Here is a 16423-nt window from a genome sequence, read left to right as displayed (position 1 = left end):
CCACAATCCAACACGGGGGCGTACTTTTTCAACTGTCTTTGACGGCCGATCGGTGTGAGAATACCTTTCTCACACCTTTCCGTTATCTACGTACGTCCGCCTCGATCGACTTGAAGAAAGACGCGCCTCCGACCCCCTAGCCGCCTACCCTCCCTATTTTGGCTGGCTACTTCGCTACTTCGCCGAGTCAGGTCAAATACCCATGGGGCAGCACCTGTTTTACGCTCGATGTCGGCATTGTGGGTATGCACACCCGCTCAACGAGACGGTGTGCAAGATTACGGGCGCGAAGCTCACGCCTTCGAAGGGTCTGAGCAGTCAACACCGCGCGGCCGCCAAGGTCAGCTCGTCCTCGATTCCCGGGTCTTCGGGCGCCTCGTCCGCAAGCCGCCTGGCACCGCTGCTGGGGCGGGTCGTCGGAGGAAAGTACCGTGTTATCCGGGAGATCGGTCACGGTGGGGCTTCCACGGTGTACGAGTGCCTGGACTGCAAAAGCGGTGACCACGTCGCGCTCAAAGTGCCCCTCGAGGAAATTGCCGCCAGCGAGACGAGTTTGCGGCGATTCTACCAAGAGGCGAAAGTCATCGGAGCTATTCGCCATCACAACGTGTGCGCGGTCATCGATACCGGGCAGCTGGAGAACGGAGTTCCCTACATCGTTCTCGAGCTTCTCCGTGGCGAGTCGCTCCAAGTCCGCATCGATCGCCGCGGCGCGCTCGATTTCGAGGAAACATGCGCGGTCGGTCTGCAGGTGCTCGAAGCTCTCGCCTTCACGCACGAGCTGAAGATCATTCACCGCGACATCAAGCCCGCCAACGTGTTTCTGTGCGACGACCACCAGATCAAGGTGCTCGATTTCGGTATTTCGCGCTGGTTGGCGCACGATGCTCCCGCGCTCACGCCGGCGGGCCGCATCATGGGGACGCCCGTCTATCTTGCGCCCGAGCAAATGAAGATGGAGCCCATCGATGGCCGCGTGGACATCTACGCACTCGGGGTGGTGCTGCAAGAATGCCTCTTCGGTCGCGCGCCCTTTGCCGCGCAGACGCTCGACGAATTGCTGCGCGAGATCCTCGAGGTGGGGCCGATCCACGTGCGCATCGGACGGCGCGATTGTCCCAGTGTGCTGGCCACGGTTCTCGAACGCGCCGTCCACCGCGATCGCGATCAACGATTTTCCACCGCCGCCGAGATGTACAATAGCCTACGTTTCGCCTGGTCAAGTCTGCCCGCCAGGAAGTACGAGCCACCGCCGCAACTGCGTCGCACACTACCGGCTAGTCCGCTTCGAAATCCTCCGAATTTCTCGCTTCGTGTGGTTTCGCCAACATCGTCGGGGCCTGGCGCGTTGCCGCAATCCCCGCAATCCTCGCAATCCCCACCGCCGCCTCCGCAACCGCAGCCCCCGTCGCAATACCGTCTAGGGGAGTCGACCGACGATCCGACGCCGCTTTCGAAGGTGTAGCGTTGCGGAGTTCTGCTAGCTTCACCGCGTGCGCGTTGCCTCGGTTATTTCGCTGTCCTGGTCTCCCTTGGCCTTGTTGGCCGCATCACTCTTTTGCGTGAATGCATGCGGCAGCTCGACACCCGTTCAGAACGGGGAGAGCCGCCTGCCATCCACCGAGCCGATTGACCCGATTGCGTACGATGCGTTGTTCGTGGTCAACGGCGGAGATAATTCGATTTCGGTCATCGACACCGAAAATCTCCGTGTGGCCGGCACCATCCGCATCAAGGAGGCCGACCATCCACATCACGTGTACCTGAATCGCGACGGCTCGAAGATGCTCGTTGCGGTGCCGGGGACGGATCTGAGCACCGGCCACGCCGGGCATGGAAATGGGGATACCAGCACGCCGGGCGCGGTTCTTCTGCTGGATACCAGCACCGGGGCCACGTTGGCCTCGCGCCGGCTTCCGGTGATGAACCACAACGCGATTTTCTCGCCCAACGAGGCGGAAATCTGGACGGCCCAGTACGACGGTTTCGTGCTGGTGCTCGATCCGCTGTCGCTCGCGACGCGCTCGTCGGTGCGCGTGGGCAACGGTCCGTCGGAGGTGACGTTTTCACTCGATGGCCGTTACGGCTTCGTGGCCAACACGCACTCCGCGAGCGTGAGCATCGTCGATCCCGAGACGAAGCAAGTCGCCAAGACGATTTCCGTGGGCGACTCCCCGGTGGGCGCGTGGCAGGGCCGCAACGGAATGGCCTATGTCGACAACGAGACCGACGGGACGCTGTCGGTCATCGACACACTCGAGTTGAAGGTCGTTCAAGTGCATCGCCTCGGGTTCACCCCGGGCATGGTGGGCCTTGGTCCCGACAACAACGTTTGGGTTGCCGACACGGACCACGCGAAGGTGGCCATCCGCCGCGCCGACGCCGACGAGCAACTTGCACTCGCCGTCGCCGGTCAGGGGGCCCATGGCATCGCCTTCAATGGCGACGGCAAGACGGCGTACGTGTCGAATCAAGCCGCAAACACGGTGACCGTCATCGACGTCGTGTCCAAAGCTCCCATCGCCACCATCCCCGTCGGGTCCAAACCCAACGGAATGGCCTGGCGAAAGAAGCGCTGAGAGCTGCAGCAGATTCTGAGTGTTTGAACCGCCAAGACGCCAAGAACACCAAGGGTTTGGGGGGAGTGAACTCATTCCCACCACCCATCTTGGCGTCTTGGCGGTTAAATCCTGGCTTTGTGCTCAGTGACGGCGAAGTCGGCGGCGTACGAAGAGTCCGAACCCGAGGAACAATGCGGCGAAGCCCGTTGCGGCCTTCGATGCGGCGCCCGGCCTCAATGTGCATCCCCCGCCGTCGTCCTGCACGGGATTGGACGTTCCCGCATCTCCCGTTGCGGCGGCGCACGCATCGAGCGCCCCCGGCGTGTTGAAGAGGCAGACCTGCCGTGACCAGTCGGCGAGGCACAAATTGTTGTACGGCGAACCATTCGGGCAACGCTTCAAGGTCGCATCGATGTCATTGACGCTGTTGAGCAACGGCTTCCACGTGCGCCCTTCGTCGTCCGAGTGACCTACGACGAAAACGCCCGGTTGCTGGTTGTATCCGCAGCCATAGAGCGTTTCGCTCGTCCACTTGAGGCATAGAACGGGGACGTCCGAGCGCTGCTCGAATTGGTAGCCGATGCCCGATGCGGGGCGCGAAGCGACGTACACGCCCTTGCCATTCGGGTCGTTGACCGCGCCCGCGCCGCCAATGGCCACCTTGGAGCCATCGGGCGAGATGGCGAATCCATACATCGCACCGGCGAAGGAGGCGACTTCCTGAAATGTCGCACCACCGTCGTTGGACACGAGGAGCCTATCCTGGGCGCGCGGATTGCTGACCCGAACGAATACGCGATTGGGATCGTTGGGATCGACGCCCGATACGTGGAGTTCCTTGACCCGATCCGCTTCGGTGACACCGCCCAGTGTCGTGCGTGGTCCCCAAGTCTTGCCGCGATCGTTGCTGCGCTGGACGAACCCGTGAACTCCGTCTTCACCGTAGAAGAACCCCCCCACGTAGACGCGTTGAGGGTCGGACGGCGCGACGTCCAAGGTCGTTGGAAGAAGGAACGAATCGAGGGCCGGACCCGGTGCCGTCCACGTCACCCCGTTGTCGCCAGTTTGATAAACTTGTACGTGCCTTTGGCTGCCGGTTGCCGTGGCCGTGACGACGACGGCACCGCTCGGATTCTTGTCATCGACGGCGATGTCCATGACATATTGCTTGTCCAGCCCACCCCCCACGAAAGGGAACGAACAAGCGTTGTCGCGGGTGATCGCTAATCCGTAGTAGCCGGCGACCGCGATGGATCCATCGCCGAATACCCCTACTCCCGGATCGAGACCGTTGGTAAATCCAATGAGCGGTTCACAGATCCAGCGGAAGATTCTGCCATGATCCTCCGAAAGCAGGATGCCGAACGTTGTCCGAACGTAGATGACGTCTGGATTGTGCGGGTCGACGACGAGTTGGTTGCCGTACGGGTAGCGACCGTTGGCCAGCGCCGTCGAAGGGACCACCACGGAGGTCAGAGAGAGAAGCGAGACCGCGGCAAGTGGAAGAACGAGTCGTTTGCGCATTCGATTTTGCAACGATAGGATGAGCCCGCACCTTTGCGGGTCGAGCACCGGAGCTGCAGTGAAGGGTTAGCACTGCCACGAGAGGAACTCTAATGAGGAAGATTGTAAAAGGCATTCTGGGTGTCGTGGGCGGCCTTCTTCTCGTCGGAATCGGAGGGGTCGTCGTCAAGTTCTACGCCTTGTCGCCCAAAGTGCGCCCTGCCGCCGAGATGCATGCGCCGACGGATCCCGCCTCCATCGAGCACGGCAAGTACCTCGCCCGTTACGTGATGCAATGCACGACCTGTCACAGCGAAATCGTACCGAATACGCCAGGTGACGTCCCCGTCGAGGCGAGCCTGGGCAAGGGACGCTTCATGGCCAACATCAAGGGCATGGGGAAGATCTGCGCGTCCAACATCACGCCCGACAAAGAAACGGGCGTCGGCAACATGACGGACGGCGAGCTGGTTCGGTCCATGCGTGAGGGCATCGGCAAGAACGGCAACGCGCTCAACCCGTTGATGCCTTACGCCTCGTGGAAGGAAACCCTCTCCGATTCGGATGCATTGGCCATCGTGGCGTACTTGAAGACCATCCCCGCCATCAAGAACGAGCCGTGCAAATCCGAGCTGGATTTCCCCCTCTCGCTGATCGTGCGCATCTTGCCGGCCCCTGTGGAAAAGGCGCCGCCTCCGGCACCTGTCGCGGGCATCGAGCGAGGAAAGTGGCTCTTGAAGGTGGCCCAGTGCGAGACGTGCCACAACACGTTCGACGATCATCACCAGCCGGTGCCCGGGCACTACCTGGCCGGGGCCATGCCTTTCGATCTCGAAAATGGAAGCAAGGTGTATGCGCCGAACCTGACGGCGGATCCGGCGACCGGTATCGGGCGTCATTCGGACGACGATTTGATGAAGGCGTTCGATAAGGGAGTGTCCAAGGACGGGCGTCCGCTCTACGAAATGCCGTGGGCGCAGATTCAAAAAATGACGGACGACGACAAGAAAGCCATCATCCTCGCCCTTCGTCAGGTACCCGCCGTGAACCATACCGTTCCGAAGAACGAGATGAAGTGACGAGAAATCGAACGTCGCGAAGACGTTCGATTGTCATCTAGTAATCTTTTTACGTATTGGACTAATAGACACATGCCGCAAACGCGTTCGTTCGTCTTCTTGGCTGTCCTAGGTGCACTCGGCATTCAATCGGCGACGGCGCTTGCGCAGTCGAACCCCCATCCCCCGGAGCACCCGACGGGCGGCAAGCCGGAGGACTCGGTCCCGGCCAATCCCCCGGGAACGACCCCGCCGGCGACGCCGGCCCCCACGACGCCGCAGGCGGGATCGGCGCCGTCCGCCAACGCAGCGCCGTCCGCCAACGCGGCGCCGGACGAGGGGGACGATCTGTCGATGACGTTCCACTCCTCGCGTACGGCGGACATGCAGCAGTTCGCCGAGGGGAGCTTGCAGGAGATCCACATCGGTACGGCCAAGCCGAGGTTCGCGTTGAACCTTTTCGGCGACATGTCGTTCGGCGTTGCAAACCGCTCCGAGGGCAACGTCAAGCCAGATGCCGCCTTTGCGGTCGGCGTCTTCGACATGCTCTTCAACGGTGAGCTCGACGGAAAGATCCTCGCCACCACCGAGGTGACCTTCCAATACGACCAGAACACGCCCCTCGCGGAGCTCGAGCGCCTTCACCTCCGATGGAAGCCGACGAAGGAGTTCTTCGTCGAGGCCGGGCGCTTCCACACGGACCTCGGTTACTGGAACGTGGCGTACCACCACGGCAAGTGGCTGCAGCTGTCCATCGAGCGTCCGCGCGTCATCCTGCTTCACGGCGGTCTCGTTCCCACACACTGGATCGGCGCCCAAGCGGGGGTCAGCGTTCCGGTGGGCAGGGCGAACCTCTCGCTCGTCGGCTCCGTGGGTAGCTCGCGCGATCCTCTTCCGGAGACGGGCGCCAGCCACAATGCGCACGGCACGGCGTTCAGTCCGGTCAACGCGGGGCACTTCAAACTGGAGGCGGCGGGCCTCGGCCTGAGCGATCTGCGGGTGGGCGTCTCCGGCGTCTACTCGCGCATCCAGGGCGAGCCTTCGACCTTGCGCCCCGGCCTTCCTGATACGCCGATGGACGAGTTCATCGGCAACGCCTACATCGCGTATCCGAGCTTGCCCTTCACGCTCATCACGGAAGGCTACGTCATCGAGCACCGCGTCTCGACGGGGGCCCTCTCGTCGAAGCTGGCGGGGGCCAAGTGGCGCACCTATGCGGCGTTCGCCATGATTGGTTATACGATCGGGCGCGTGACGCCGTACATCAAGGGTGAGTACACCTACTCGAAGAAGAACGTCGACCAGGACGACGCCTACTTCATCCCGGCACCGACGGCGCCGACGCCCCCCGCGGTCACCCTGGACGTGGTCGAAGGCACCGTGGGAACGCGCATCGACACGAGCACCTGGAGCGCGCTGAAGCTGGAGTACCGCGTCACCGGCGGCCGGGGCGCGCGTCTCGAATTCGATCAGGCCGGCAACAAGCTCAGCACACCCGTCATCCACACCGTGACGGCCAACTGGTCTTTCGGTATTTAGTATCTTCGTGCCCCGTTCTTCCTTCGTTCGTGCGCCTGTCGCGTTGGTCGTGTTGGCCGCATCGCTCGGTTTGGCGGTCGTCGTCGTAGCTTGTTCCGGCGGGAGCGATTCTCCCGCCGGGCCGTCGTGCGTGCAGGGCCTCAAGCTCGATTGCACGCCGCTCTACAATCCGCCGGACTACCCCACGTTGTTCGAGAAGACCTTCAAGAAGACGTGCGCCTCGGGCGTGGGCACGTGCCACACCTCCGATGCGGCCAAGGGAGGCCTCGTCTTCGAGGATGCCGACACGGCGTATGCGCATCTTTTGGGAACGGATGGCGGAAAGAAGCGGGTGATTCCGGGCGATCCGGCGTGCAGCCTGCTGGTGGAGAAGCTCGAAGCCTCCGAGCCCAGCGTCCGCATGCCGCCGGGTAGCGCGCCCCTGCCCGCCGCCGAGCGGTGTGCCATCGAACGATGGATTGCGAACGGAGCCGCCCGATGACGTACATCTCGCTGAAATGGGCCATGCTGGGCGTGTTCGTCGTGCCGCCCCTGGTGGCGAGTTGTTCGAGCAGCGGCGACGGCGGCGAGGATGCGAAGCCGTCGCTCGATCGCGCGGCCTTGCTCGATCCGGCTTCGTGCAAGCAGTGCCACGTCAATCACTACGACCAATGGTCGGGGAGCATGCACGCGTATGCCTCCGACGATCCGGTGTTTCGCGCGATGAATGCGCGCGGGCAGCGTGAGACCAATGGGCAGCTCGGCGACTTCTGCGTCAAGTGCCATGCGCCCATGGCCGTGCACGAGAACGCGACGAAAGACGGCCTCAATCTCGACACGCTTCCGCAGACGCTCAAAGGCGTAACGTGCTTTTTCTGTCATAGCGTCGACAAGATTCAGGGACTGCACAATGCGCAGTTGTCCCTGTCGGACGACATGGTGATGCGCGGCGCCTACGCGGACCCGGTGAAGAATTCGGCCCATCGTGCCGGCTATTCGGCGCTCCACGATGGCGATCGCATCGAGTCCGCCAACCTTTGCGGCTCGTGCCACGACATCGAGAACGGGCACGGGACGAAGATCGAGCGCACCTTCGAGGAGTGGCAAGCTTCGGTCTTTGCGCACGTGCCCAGCGGAAACACGTGCAACCAGTGCCACATGAGCCAGAGTATCGGTCTGGAGCCCATTGCGCAGAACTCGCCCGGCGTGTTCTCGCGGCACACGCACGAGCATACCCTGCCGGGGGTGGACCTCGCCTTGACGCCGTTCCCGCAGAAGGACGTGCAGCGCAAAAAGGTCCAAGAGTTCCTGGACTCGTCGATTCAGAGCGCTCTTTGCGCCGCCCCTATCGCCACGCAGGGCGGGGAGAAGACGCTGGTGCGTGTCATCCTCGACAACGTGCGCGCCGGGCACGGTTTTCCGAGTGGCTCCGTGCAGGATCGCCGCCTCTGGGCGGAGGTCGTCGGTTACTCGGGCGACAAGAAGATCTTCGAAAGCGGCGTCGTGCCCGATGGCGCGGCGGCGACGAAGAATCCCGATACCGATCCGTCCAACTATTGGCTGATTCGCGATTGCATGTTCGACGGCACGGATCCGGGTGCCAAAGAAGTGCACATGTTCTGGGAGGCGAAGTCCTACGAAGGAAACGCCATTCCCGCGAAGGTGACCAGCAACCCGCAAGATGAGCGCTTTTACAAGTCGCACATCATTCGCAACTACCCTTACGACAGCGGCAAGCTGCTTCCGGGCCCGGTGGATCGCATCACGCTGCGCATTCGCATGCGGGCCATGGATCGAGACGTGCTGGACTCCTTGGTGGAGTCACACGATCTCGATCCTGCGGTGCGCGACGCCATTCCGACCTTGGACGTCGGCACCACCCTTACCTGGACGCCCGCGACCGCGACGGGTCGCTTTTTCCAGAACGGCCAGGACTACAACTGCATCACCGAGACGAACTTGAACCTCAAGTCCCAGGTGACCCCCGCCCCCGAGCGAACGCGCTGCCGTCCTTAGCCCGGCAGGCAGACGGCGAAGACCGCGGCGTCCTCTGCGCCCGACTGCGTCACCTTGACGGTGACCGTCCACACCCCGGGCATGAAGAAATTGAGCTTCGTCACCTCGTAGGTGCCGTTGTCCTTCTTGGCGATGGCCACGTTGGTGGAAGGGCTGTGGCCGTGGTCGGGCATGTACGGCTCGATGAGGATGTCCGAGCCGGTGATGGGAGCACCGCTGGCGTCGGTCAGCTTCAAGATCCACGTGTTGGCGCTGGTGACGGCGGGGGGCGCTGGATCGGCCGAGACCAGCGTGGCCTTGAAGGACTTGCGCGTCGATTCGAGGGTGAGGTTCGGCTGGTAGGCCACGACCCGCGGATCGTTCTGGCAGGTGACGAGGCCTCCATCGTTCGGCGGCGGCGACGAGGAATCGGACGTGCACGCCGAAAGAGCTGGGACCAAGGCTGACACGAGGAAAGCTGAGACGGCGAAGTGAACGAGCTTCATGCGCGAATCGGTATAGCTCGGGCGAGCGGGATCGGCCATGAAGGTCATACGTCGGACTCTATATGATGTTTCACGGCGGCGCGTTCGCGGACCAGATGGGACGCGATGATGCGCCGCAGGCGGTCGTCCACCAGCCAGTGGACGGAGTGCGTCAAGGTCGGCTCGAAACCGCGGACGCGTTTGTGTTCACCCCCGGCACCCGGTTCGAAGACCTCCAGGCCCTCGTCGATGCACTGGCGGATGCCGTGGTAGTAGCAAACGTTGAAGTGCAAAAAGGGCAGCTCCGTCTTGGTGCCCCAGTAGCGGCCGTAGAGGCGTTTGCCCTTCTTGACGTTGAACGCGCCCGCGATGATTTCGCCGTTTGCATCCCGTGCGACCACCCATGACAAGTGGTGGCGAAAGTCGGCCACGAGCTTCTCGAAGAACTCCAAATTGAGGTACTGGCGGCCGTAATAAAACTTCTCCACGGTGGACAAATAGAGCTCGAACATCGCCCGGACCGTGTCGGGCGTGTAGGCCTCGGGCGCGAGCGTCTCGATGACGACGCCATCGCGTTCCGGCTGGCGCATCTCGCGGCGGAGCTGCGTTCTCTTCTTCGAGGGGAGATCGCGCAGGAAGTCCTCGATGGTGCCGTACCCGCGGTTGCGCCAGTGAAATTGCACGCCGTAGCGCTCGACGTAGCCGGCGGGGTCGAATTCCTGCGCTTGCTCCGGCGTGGGAAAGAGCACATGCACACTCGACGCGGAGACCTGGGGTGCGATCTCGCGCAAGGCTTGGCCGATGGCCGCCGTGAACGTGCTGCGCGGCCCATCGGGGCGCGTGAGCACGCGGGCGCCGGTGGCGGGGGTGAAGGGAACGGCGACGACGAGCTTCGGGTAGTACGGCTGGCCGATGCGCTCGGCGACGTCGGCCCACTGGTAGTCGAAGACGAACTCGCCCTCGCTGTTCGATTTGAGGTACGCCGGCGCGGCGGCGACCAGCACACCTGCCTCGTCGCGCAAGGCGACGTGGCAGGGCGCCCAGCCCGTGCCGGGGCCGACGCAGCGGGTGCTCTCGAGGGCCTCGAGCCACGTCCATTCGACGAACGGAGAGTCGTCGGGCCCGACGAGGGCGTCCCATTCTTCACGCGGAACTTCCGCGATGCGCGGGAGGAGGGAAAGCTCGTAGCCCATTCAGTTCGTCGTCGGATCTTCCCGGCAGAGTACGAACCACGCGTCGATGAATTTGCCGTTCTTCCTCGCGCGGCCGATGGATACGTGTTGCGAGACGCCGCGCATGACGTCGACCATGCCGCCGTAGACGAGGCGCCCGAGGCCATGGTCGTTGTCTTTGATCGGCGGCCACGCGGCGGGCTTGCTCGAGGGAACGCGAAGGTAGTCGATGTCGACCTCTCCCTCCGTCTCCGCGGGATGCACCACGAAGTACCCGGGGCCGGTGGCCCAGCTCATTTGCTGGTGGTTGTATCCGAGCAGTTCTTTCCCATCGCCCTCGGGTTTACAGAAGCGCTTCTGGAAATGGGAGAAGCTGGGCAGCGTGTTCTTGCCGTGGTGGATGACTTCGTGCAGCGGCTCCGTGGACGGCGGAACGAAGTCGTCCAACGTGACGGGTCGAAAGCCGCGTGCCGCCTCGTAAAGGAGCGCCTGCGTCTTTTTGTCCCATCCGCGGATGGTGTCGACCCGGCCGAGGTGTCCGAGCTCGTCGAGGATTTTCTGGAGTCGGGGAAGATCGACAGCGGGCTCGAGCAACACGTTCAAATTCATGAGGGCTCCGCTAGCTCCAGGCTAGAAACGCAAAAAGTTGGCCGCTGGATCTTTTCGCACAAAGATCGCGCCCATGACAGCTTGGAAAACGGTTGTGACTCTGGCGCTGCTCGGCGCAAGCTTCCTTGGATGCGCGGAGACGCCCAAAGCCGCAAAGATCCCGCCGACGGGCCTTACGTCGGCGTCGACGTTCAAGAGCCATTGGGAAAAGTCCGCGGACAAGAAGGGCCTGGCTGAGAAGGACTCCGCGATGGAGGCGGGGACCTCCGGCAGCGCGCTCGCCAAGCGCAATGGCGCGGCCGACGATGGATCGGTCCTCACCTCGGGACTTCGCGTTTCGGACGAAATTGCGAAGGCGTGCTCGCTTCCGCAAAATGAGTTTGCGCCGAAGTTCGATTTCGATTCGACCGCCGTCGCCCCGGACGATCGCGATGCGCTCGCCACCATCGCGCGCTGCCTGATCGACGGAGGCCTGCGCGGCCGTCATGTGACCTTGGTGGGGCGCGCCGATCGGCGGGGTGAGACCGAGTACAACATGTCGCTTGGCGAATCGCGTGCGGACGCGGTGCTGCGCTACATGCATAACCTGGGTGTAGGGCGCGATCGCGTGAAGGCGAGCTCACGCGGCGAGCTCGATGCCACCGGCAACGACGAAGCGACCTACGCGCAGGACCGCCGCGTCGACATCGAGCTGGTCAACTGAATTTTCACGACAGCGGATGCAAGGTGCCGAGGTAGCGGCCTCGGACGAGCGGGTGCTTCTCGAATTCACCTGGGACGGCGGTGACCGCGACCGCGCCATCGAGCAGTAAGATGGCGCGTGAGCAGACGCGCAGGGCCTCCTCCACGTGGTGATCGGCGAGAAGCACCGCCGTGCCGCGCCCGGCCAGATCGCGCAGGAGCTCGCCCAGGCGGGCCGCGCCCACTGGATCGATGCCGCTGAAGGGCTCGTCGCACACGAGCACGTGCGGCTCGCGGGTGATGGCGCGCGCGAACTCGAGGCGTCGCCGCTCCCCGGCGGAAAGCTCGCCGGCGCGCACGTCGAGCCGCTCGGCCAGGCCGACTTGGGCGGCGCGTTCTTCGGGCTTGCCGTCGCTCTGGTGCACCACGCGGTGGAAGGTGATCAAGTTCTGCCGCACGGTGAGGTCCCAGAGCACGCTGGGTGATTGCGGGATGTAGCCGATGCCCTGGCGCGCGCGCTTCCAGAGCGGCCAGTGCGTGACGTCTTCGCCGCCCAAGCGCACCGTGCCCGCGTCGGGCGGACTTTCGCCGACCAGGGCACGAAAGAGCGTCGATTTTCCCGCGCCGGACGGTCCGAGGATGCCGAGCACTTCGCCTTCACCCGCGACGATGTCCACATCGCGAAGGATGACCTTGCCCCCGCGCACGACCCGCAGGGCGCTTGCCTCGAGCCGCGCCTTCAAGGTCCTTTGGGCGAGACGGGGATGGAGCCTTTGACTTGGGTCAAGGTGACCTTGGCCGTCGCGATGTCGATGGTGGCTTTGTCGGCCTGAAGCCAGCCTTGCCCGCGCGTGAGCCGCACGCCGCCGCGAAGCTCGAGGAGCTGCTTCTTCAGGTCGAGCTCGACCTCGGGCGCTTCCGCGTGCACGCCTTTGACGTCCGCGAGCACGCCGCCCGATCCGCGCGCCCAGTTCACGTGCGGCGTTTGATCGAACTTCAAGTCGATGCGCGGGCAATTGACCTTGAGCCCACCCTTGGCGAGGGACACGTTGCCGGTGAGCAGCGCCACGCCCTCGCTCACGTCGACCTCCAGCTTGTCCGCCTGCACCTCGAGGGCGTCGCCGCCCACGCTGAGGATGGGCTGGGCGAGGGCGGGGGCCGCAGGGATGGACGCCAGGCCAAGAAGGGCGGCGAGAAAGACGGGGGCGAGACGCATGGTTTCCGTGTGTCCCCCTAGTCTATCGCGTTGCCCGGGATCACAGAAGAGCCTCGGCAAAGCTGTAAAGTTCCCGTTCGAGCCAGGTGGCCGTGGTCGCGGGCAGCTGCGGGGTGGCCCGCGCGAAGGCGTACTCGATGAGGGTGCTCACGGCGGCCCGCGCGAGCGCCTGGCTGCTCGTGGACCCGGCGAAGGCAAGCTGCCGCACCAGTGCCCGCGCGAGCGGCACCATGTCGGCCGGGCGGATCTCGACGAGCGTCGCATGGCCCAAGGCCAGGCTAGCGCGCTCCCGGCTCTTTTCCCGCGCCAAGGCCGAGAGGGCATCGCAGAGCGGCGGTACCGCCCGCGCGAGCCCGCGCTCCACGCGGTAGCGCATCAACACCGGATCGCTGGCCACGGCTTCGCGCTCGCGGCCGGTGACGACCACGGAGAGATCGCCCTGCCAGGCTTGCAGCGCCGGTTCCAGCGAGGTACTCAGCGCCTTCGCGATTTCCTCCGCATCGCGATCGAGCAGCGCCGAGAGGCGCGCCATGCTCTTCGCGTGCTGCACGGCGCTGTCGTGCGCGGTGCGCTCTTGATCCGCGAGGGTGACCGCCCGCTGGCGCAGATGCGCCACGATGCGTGCCGCGCGACGGCGCAGGGCGCGTTCTTTGAGCTCGGTGCTGCGGCCGACGAGCTGCTCGTCGAGAAGCGTCTGCACCGCCGTCCACCCGGAGGCCGCCAGGGCTTTCTCGTCGCCCAAACGCCCCGCGAGGGCCAGGCGCGCGGAGAGCGCGAGCGGCGTCGTCCACGAGGCGACACCCAGGTCCCCGAGCTCCTGCGCGACGCGGTCCATGACCTTGCCCAGATCGGCGGGCGAAAGTCGATCGGCCTTGTTCACCAGGATCTGCACCGGAATGCGCGCGGCCTTGGCCTCGTCCAGAACGAGCCGCTCGCTCTGTTTCAACGCTTGTCCGGCGTCGAAGAGCCACACGACGGCGTCGGCCTCGTCGAACGCCGCGCGCGCGGCCTCGCCGTGGCGCACGTCGGGCGCATTGAAGCCCGGCGTGTCGATGATCTCGACGCGGGTGAGCGAGGGCAGGGGAAGCTGGATCTCCACCCGGCGGATCGCGTCCGGCGAGATACCCTTCAACGTCGCACGCAGCTGGCCCACGGGCACGATGCGCTCGGGCCCGGCCTCGGAGAGGATCCGCGCAATCGGATCGGGCGCATACCGCAGGTGGTGCAGGGTGGCCGTCGTGGGAAGCACGCCGGTGGGGGCGACGTCGGCGCCCATCAGCGCGTTGATGAACGTGCTCTTTCCGGCGTTGAATTCGCCCACGATGGCCACGCGCACCGGGCGCGTGCGCTCGGCGGACAGCTCGGAGATGCGCGCGGTCGCCTCCAGATCGTGCAAGGTCTGCGCGTGCGCATCGAGCCGCTCGAGCAACGGGCCCCACGCGGCGGGTTCGCCCGACGGCGGGATCCACAAGAGCGCAATCTGCTTGCGCACGGCCTCGGCCCAGGGGCGCGCACGCTCCGAGGTGACGGTGGCCATGCGATCGAGCAAGGGCGCGAGCTCCTCGGAGTTTCCCAGCTTGGTGGGATCGGGCAGCTTTCGCGCATCGATCACCGTGGGATCGTGCTCGCCGCCGGGCACCGCGGCCAATGCGACCGCGAGGGCCGCAGGATCGCCGTCCTCCAGCGCGGCATCGAGAAGCGGAGGCGCGGCCGTGAGATCGCCGCCCTCGAGCGCATCGCGAAGGGCGGCGCGCGCTTCGTCCCGCCGGCCATCGGCACGGGCGAAGGCGGCACGCCAGCGGGCCAGCTTCGCCTCCTCGCGGTGCTCGACGACGAGGCGCACGCGTGCGCGAATTTCGTCGTCGCTGGGGCCCCATGCCAAGGTGGACGAGAGAAGCTCGCCCGCGCCGGGGACCTCGAGCACGTACGCGCGGATGAGCGACACGAACGCGGCTTTGTCGCCCGCGACGGCGAGGACGCGGCCGCGGATCAATTCGGCGCGCCCGTGCGTGGGATCGCTCGGCGCCTCCTCGATGGCCGCGCGTGCGCCGGTCACGTCGTTCTGGGCGAGGCGCGCTTCGGCGCGTCGAAGCGCCACTTCGGGCGAGCGCCGATCGGCGAGTCGCTCGAGCCAGAGTTCTGCGCGTGCGCCATCGCCTTGGGCCAGGTCCAGATCGGCCAGCTCCAAAAGCGCCTCGCGCCGCGCCTCGCTTCCCGGGCTGGCCACGGCGAGGCCGCGCACCAAGGTGTCGCGCACCTCCTCGACCGGGGCGAGCGTCTTTTGGCGCGCCCGCGCGAGGCGCACCCAAACGTCCGCATTCGAGCCGGCGAGGCTGGCGAGCTCCTCCAACGTGAGCGCCAGCTCCGCGTCGAGCCCCGCGGCCTCGCAGGCATCGGCCAAAAGCGCCAGCCCGAGGAGCGAGCCCGGAAGGCGCTTGAGCACCGAGTGCGCGAGCGCGCGCGCAATCATGGGATCGCCCGCGGCCAGCGCCTGCTCACCCGCGCGCAACTCGTCTTCGGCGCCCGCGAGGACGACCTCGACCCGGCCCATCCATCGGCTAATGACCTCGATCAGCCGCACGGCATCATCCTTCGTCCACCTCGGTCTCGAGCAGCGTTTTCAAAAGCGTCGGATCGATCCGCACGGCGATGACCTTCGCGCGATCGGCCATCACGAGCCCGGGCGGCGCCTTCCGTGGTTTTCGCACGTAGCGTCGCGGCGTGTACGTGACATCGACCACCGGCTCGCCCCGCGCATCCGAAAAGTGCGCCGTCAGGGTCGCCGCATCGACCAGCTCGCCTTCCGTGAGGGACTTCCCCTTTTCGTTCCATGCGATGACGTGCGCGCCCGGCTGATCCTTCACGTGCAGCCACAGATGATGAGGCCGTGACACCTGAAATGTAAGCTCGTCGTTCGACTCGGACCGCCGCCCCACGAGGATCCGCATCCCGCTCCGCGCAGTAAAGCTGCGAAACGGCGGCTTCTTCTCCTCCCTCCCCCTCCGGGGGAGGGCTGGGGTGGGGGAGCGAATGCCCCGTTGCACATCATGCGGCAACACGGCCACCGCCCGCTGCCGCAGCCCTTCGATGGCTTCGTCACTCGGCGGCGCCAACGCCGCGATTTCCGCAAGGAGCTCTCCTGCGGCGGTCACGGCATGGCGGGCTGCGCGCAACCGCTCCTCCGCCAACGGCTTGCCGCGACGCAACCTCCGCGCGCGCTGAAAGGCCGCCTCCACTTGCTCGCGCGCCGGCCGGCTTGGATCGAGCGGAAACGAGAACACCTGCTCCTCGCCCGAGGACCAGTCGCTCACCTCCAGCGATTTCGCCCCCCGCGGAGCCCGCGCCGCCGCCGCCACCAGCCACGAGGCGCGTGCAGCCCATGCTTGGGCCTCCTCGATGCGCTCGAGATCGCGCTCGACGGCCGCAATACGCTGCGAAAGGCGCCGCCGGGCGCGGGTGAGGGCAGAGGTGAGCGCGGCCGCCTCTTCCTGGGCTTTCGCCAATGCTTTCTGCACCTTGGCCAGGGTCCGCGCTTCCTGAGGGGAAGTCCCTTGGACACTTTTTTCCGGTGGCGTCGACATTGGCGATTCCTGGTGATCCTACCTTGCTGCGAGGGGCTATAGTT

At 65.2% G+C, this 16423-nt stretch carries 15 protein-coding genes; 7 read left to right on the top strand and 8 right to left on the bottom strand.

Features of this window, described 5'->3' with window-relative positions; translation table 11 throughout:
• Positions 1-202 precede the first annotated feature (202 nt).
• Both LVJ94_30260 and LVJ94_30255 read left to right on the top strand, forming a co-directional pair.
• Positions 203-1465 carry a serine/threonine protein kinase gene (locus tag LVJ94_30260; protein WXB01191.1) on the top strand — a complete coding sequence of 421 codons (1263 nt, stop codon included), beginning with the start codon at positions 203-205 and terminating at the stop codon, positions 1463-1465.
• A 28-nt stretch (positions 1466-1493) separates the two neighbouring features.
• On the top strand, positions 1494-2579 hold the full coding sequence (locus tag LVJ94_30255; GenBank protein ID WXB01190.1) for a YncE family protein: 1086 nt from the start codon (positions 1494-1496) through the stop codon (positions 2577-2579).
• 123 nt (positions 2580-2702) lie between these two features.
• Here the strand turns inward: LVJ94_30255 and LVJ94_30250 are convergent, their stop codons facing one another.
• Positions 2703-4085, bottom strand: a complete 1383-nt coding sequence (locus tag LVJ94_30250; GenBank protein ID WXB01189.1) for a hypothetical protein — start codon at positions 4083-4085, stop codon at positions 2703-2705.
• 92 nt (positions 4086-4177) lie between these two features.
• Here LVJ94_30250 and LVJ94_30245 point away from each other — a divergent pair, with 92 nt between their 5' ends.
• The 4 genes from LVJ94_30245 (at position 4178) to LVJ94_30230 (ending at position 8656) form a co-directional block, all read left to right on the top strand.
• Positions 4178-5143, top strand: a complete 966-nt coding sequence (locus LVJ94_30245) for a hypothetical protein (GenBank protein WXB01188.1) — start codon at positions 4178-4180, stop codon at positions 5141-5143.
• Between the two features lie 72 nt (positions 5144-5215).
• Positions 5216-6661 carry a hypothetical protein gene (locus LVJ94_30240; GenBank protein ID WXB01187.1) on the top strand — a complete coding sequence of 482 codons (1446 nt, stop codon included), beginning with the start codon at positions 5216-5218 and terminating at the stop codon, positions 6659-6661.
• Between the two features lie 7 nt (positions 6662-6668).
• Complete coding sequence (locus LVJ94_30235) at positions 6669-7142, top strand: hypothetical protein (GenBank protein ID WXB01186.1); 474 nt, start codon at positions 6669-6671, stop codon at positions 7140-7142.
• Entirely contained in the window at positions 7139-8656 is a 1518-nt protein-coding gene (locus tag LVJ94_30230; GenBank protein ID WXB01185.1) for a cytochrome c family protein, read from the top strand. Before LVJ94_30235 ends, LVJ94_30230 begins: the two co-directional genes overlap by 4 nt.
• Here LVJ94_30230 and LVJ94_30225 read toward each other — a convergent pair.
• From LVJ94_30225 to LVJ94_30215, 3 genes are read right to left on the bottom strand one after another with little or no spacing between them, the layout of a single operon-like run.
• A complete protein-coding gene (locus tag LVJ94_30225) occupies positions 8653-9189 on the bottom strand; it encodes a FixH family protein (protein WXB01184.1) in 537 nt (178 codons plus the stop codon). The two genes, LVJ94_30230 and LVJ94_30225, sit on opposite strands and share 4 nt — an antisense overlap.
• Positions 9186-10313 (bottom strand): GNAT family N-acetyltransferase, encoded by a 1128-nt coding sequence (locus LVJ94_30220; protein WXB01183.1) that lies wholly within the window; start codon positions 10311-10313, stop codon positions 9186-9188. Before LVJ94_30220 ends, LVJ94_30225 begins: the two co-directional genes overlap by 4 nt.
• Entirely contained in the window at positions 10314-10901 is a 588-nt protein-coding gene (locus LVJ94_30215; protein ID WXB01182.1) for a hypothetical protein, read from the bottom strand.
• A 73-nt stretch (positions 10902-10974) separates the two neighbouring features.
• Here LVJ94_30215 and LVJ94_30210 point away from each other — a divergent pair, with 73 nt between their 5' ends.
• Positions 10975-11604, top strand: coding sequence for an OmpA family protein (locus LVJ94_30210; protein ID WXB01181.1), 630 nt, complete (start codon positions 10975-10977; stop codon positions 11602-11604).
• A 4-nt stretch (positions 11605-11608) separates the two neighbouring features.
• Here LVJ94_30210 and LVJ94_30205 read toward each other — a convergent pair whose 3' ends face one another.
• From LVJ94_30205 to LVJ94_30190, 4 genes are read right to left on the bottom strand one after another with little or no spacing between them, the layout of a single operon-like run.
• Positions 11609-12325 carry an ATP-binding cassette domain-containing protein gene (locus tag LVJ94_30205; protein ID WXB01180.1) on the bottom strand — a complete coding sequence of 239 codons (717 nt, stop codon included), beginning with the start codon at positions 12323-12325 and terminating at the stop codon, positions 11609-11611.
• Positions 12322-12798: a hypothetical protein gene (locus tag LVJ94_30200; protein ID WXB01179.1), complete on the bottom strand. Its 477-nt coding sequence runs from the start codon at positions 12796-12798 to the stop codon at positions 12322-12324. The genes LVJ94_30205 and LVJ94_30200 overlap by 4 nt, the downstream gene beginning before the upstream one ends.
• A gap of 40 nt (positions 12799-12838) precedes the next feature.
• Positions 12839-15379 (bottom strand): dynamin family protein, encoded by a 2541-nt coding sequence (locus tag LVJ94_30195; GenBank protein WXB01178.1) that lies wholly within the window; start codon positions 15377-15379, stop codon positions 12839-12841.
• Positions 15380-15383: 4 nt separating this feature from the next.
• The gene (locus LVJ94_30190) at positions 15384-16379 is read right to left on the bottom strand and encodes an NFACT RNA binding domain-containing protein (protein ID WXB01177.1); all 996 of its coding nucleotides are present in this window, start codon (positions 16377-16379) and stop codon (positions 15384-15386) included.
• Positions 16380-16423: the final 44 nt, after the last annotated feature.

It is taken from the genome of Sorangiineae bacterium MSr11367 (assembly GCA_037157805.1).
Taxonomy (GTDB): Bacteria; Myxococcota_A; Polyangia; order Polyangiales; family Polyangiaceae; genus Pendulispora; species Pendulispora rubella.
Note: the sequence above shows the minus strand (reverse complement) of the source record. Positions and strands in the feature narration are given on the sequence as shown.

Excerpts from the sequence above, each read along its gene's own strand:
- LVJ94_30210 (WXB01181.1), top strand. The coding sequence starts at position 10,975 with ATGACAGCTTGGAAAACGGTTGTGACTCTGGCGCTGCTCGGCGCAAGC.
- LVJ94_30250 (WXB01189.1), bottom strand. The coding sequence starts at position 4,085 with ATGCGCAAACGACTCGTTCTTCCACTTGCCGCGGTCTCGCTTCTCTCT.
- LVJ94_30225 (WXB01184.1), bottom strand. The coding sequence starts at position 9,189 with ATGACCTTCATGGCCGATCCCGCTCGCCCGAGCTATACCGATTCGCGC.
- LVJ94_30215 (WXB01182.1), bottom strand. The coding sequence starts at position 10,901 with ATGAATTTGAACGTGTTGCTCGAGCCCGCTGTCGATCTTCCCCGACTC.
- LVJ94_30220 (WXB01183.1), bottom strand. The coding sequence starts at position 10,313 with ATGGGCTACGAGCTTTCCCTCCTCCCGCGCATCGCGGAAGTTCCGCGT.
- LVJ94_30230 (WXB01185.1), top strand. The coding sequence starts at position 7,139 with ATGACGTACATCTCGCTGAAATGGGCCATGCTGGGCGTGTTCGTCGTG.
- LVJ94_30245 (WXB01188.1), top strand. The coding sequence starts at position 4,178 with ATGAGGAAGATTGTAAAAGGCATTCTGGGTGTCGTGGGCGGCCTTCTT.
- LVJ94_30200 (WXB01179.1), bottom strand. The coding sequence starts at position 12,798 with ATGCGTCTCGCCCCCGTCTTTCTCGCCGCCCTTCTTGGCCTGGCGTCC.
- LVJ94_30260 (WXB01191.1), top strand. The coding sequence starts at position 203 with ATGGGGCAGCACCTGTTTTACGCTCGATGTCGGCATTGTGGGTATGCA.
- LVJ94_30240 (WXB01187.1), top strand. The coding sequence starts at position 5,216 with ATGCCGCAAACGCGTTCGTTCGTCTTCTTGGCTGTCCTAGGTGCACTC.
- LVJ94_30190 (WXB01177.1), bottom strand. The coding sequence starts at position 16,379 with ATGTCGACGCCACCGGAAAAAAGTGTCCAAGGGACTTCCCCTCAGGAA.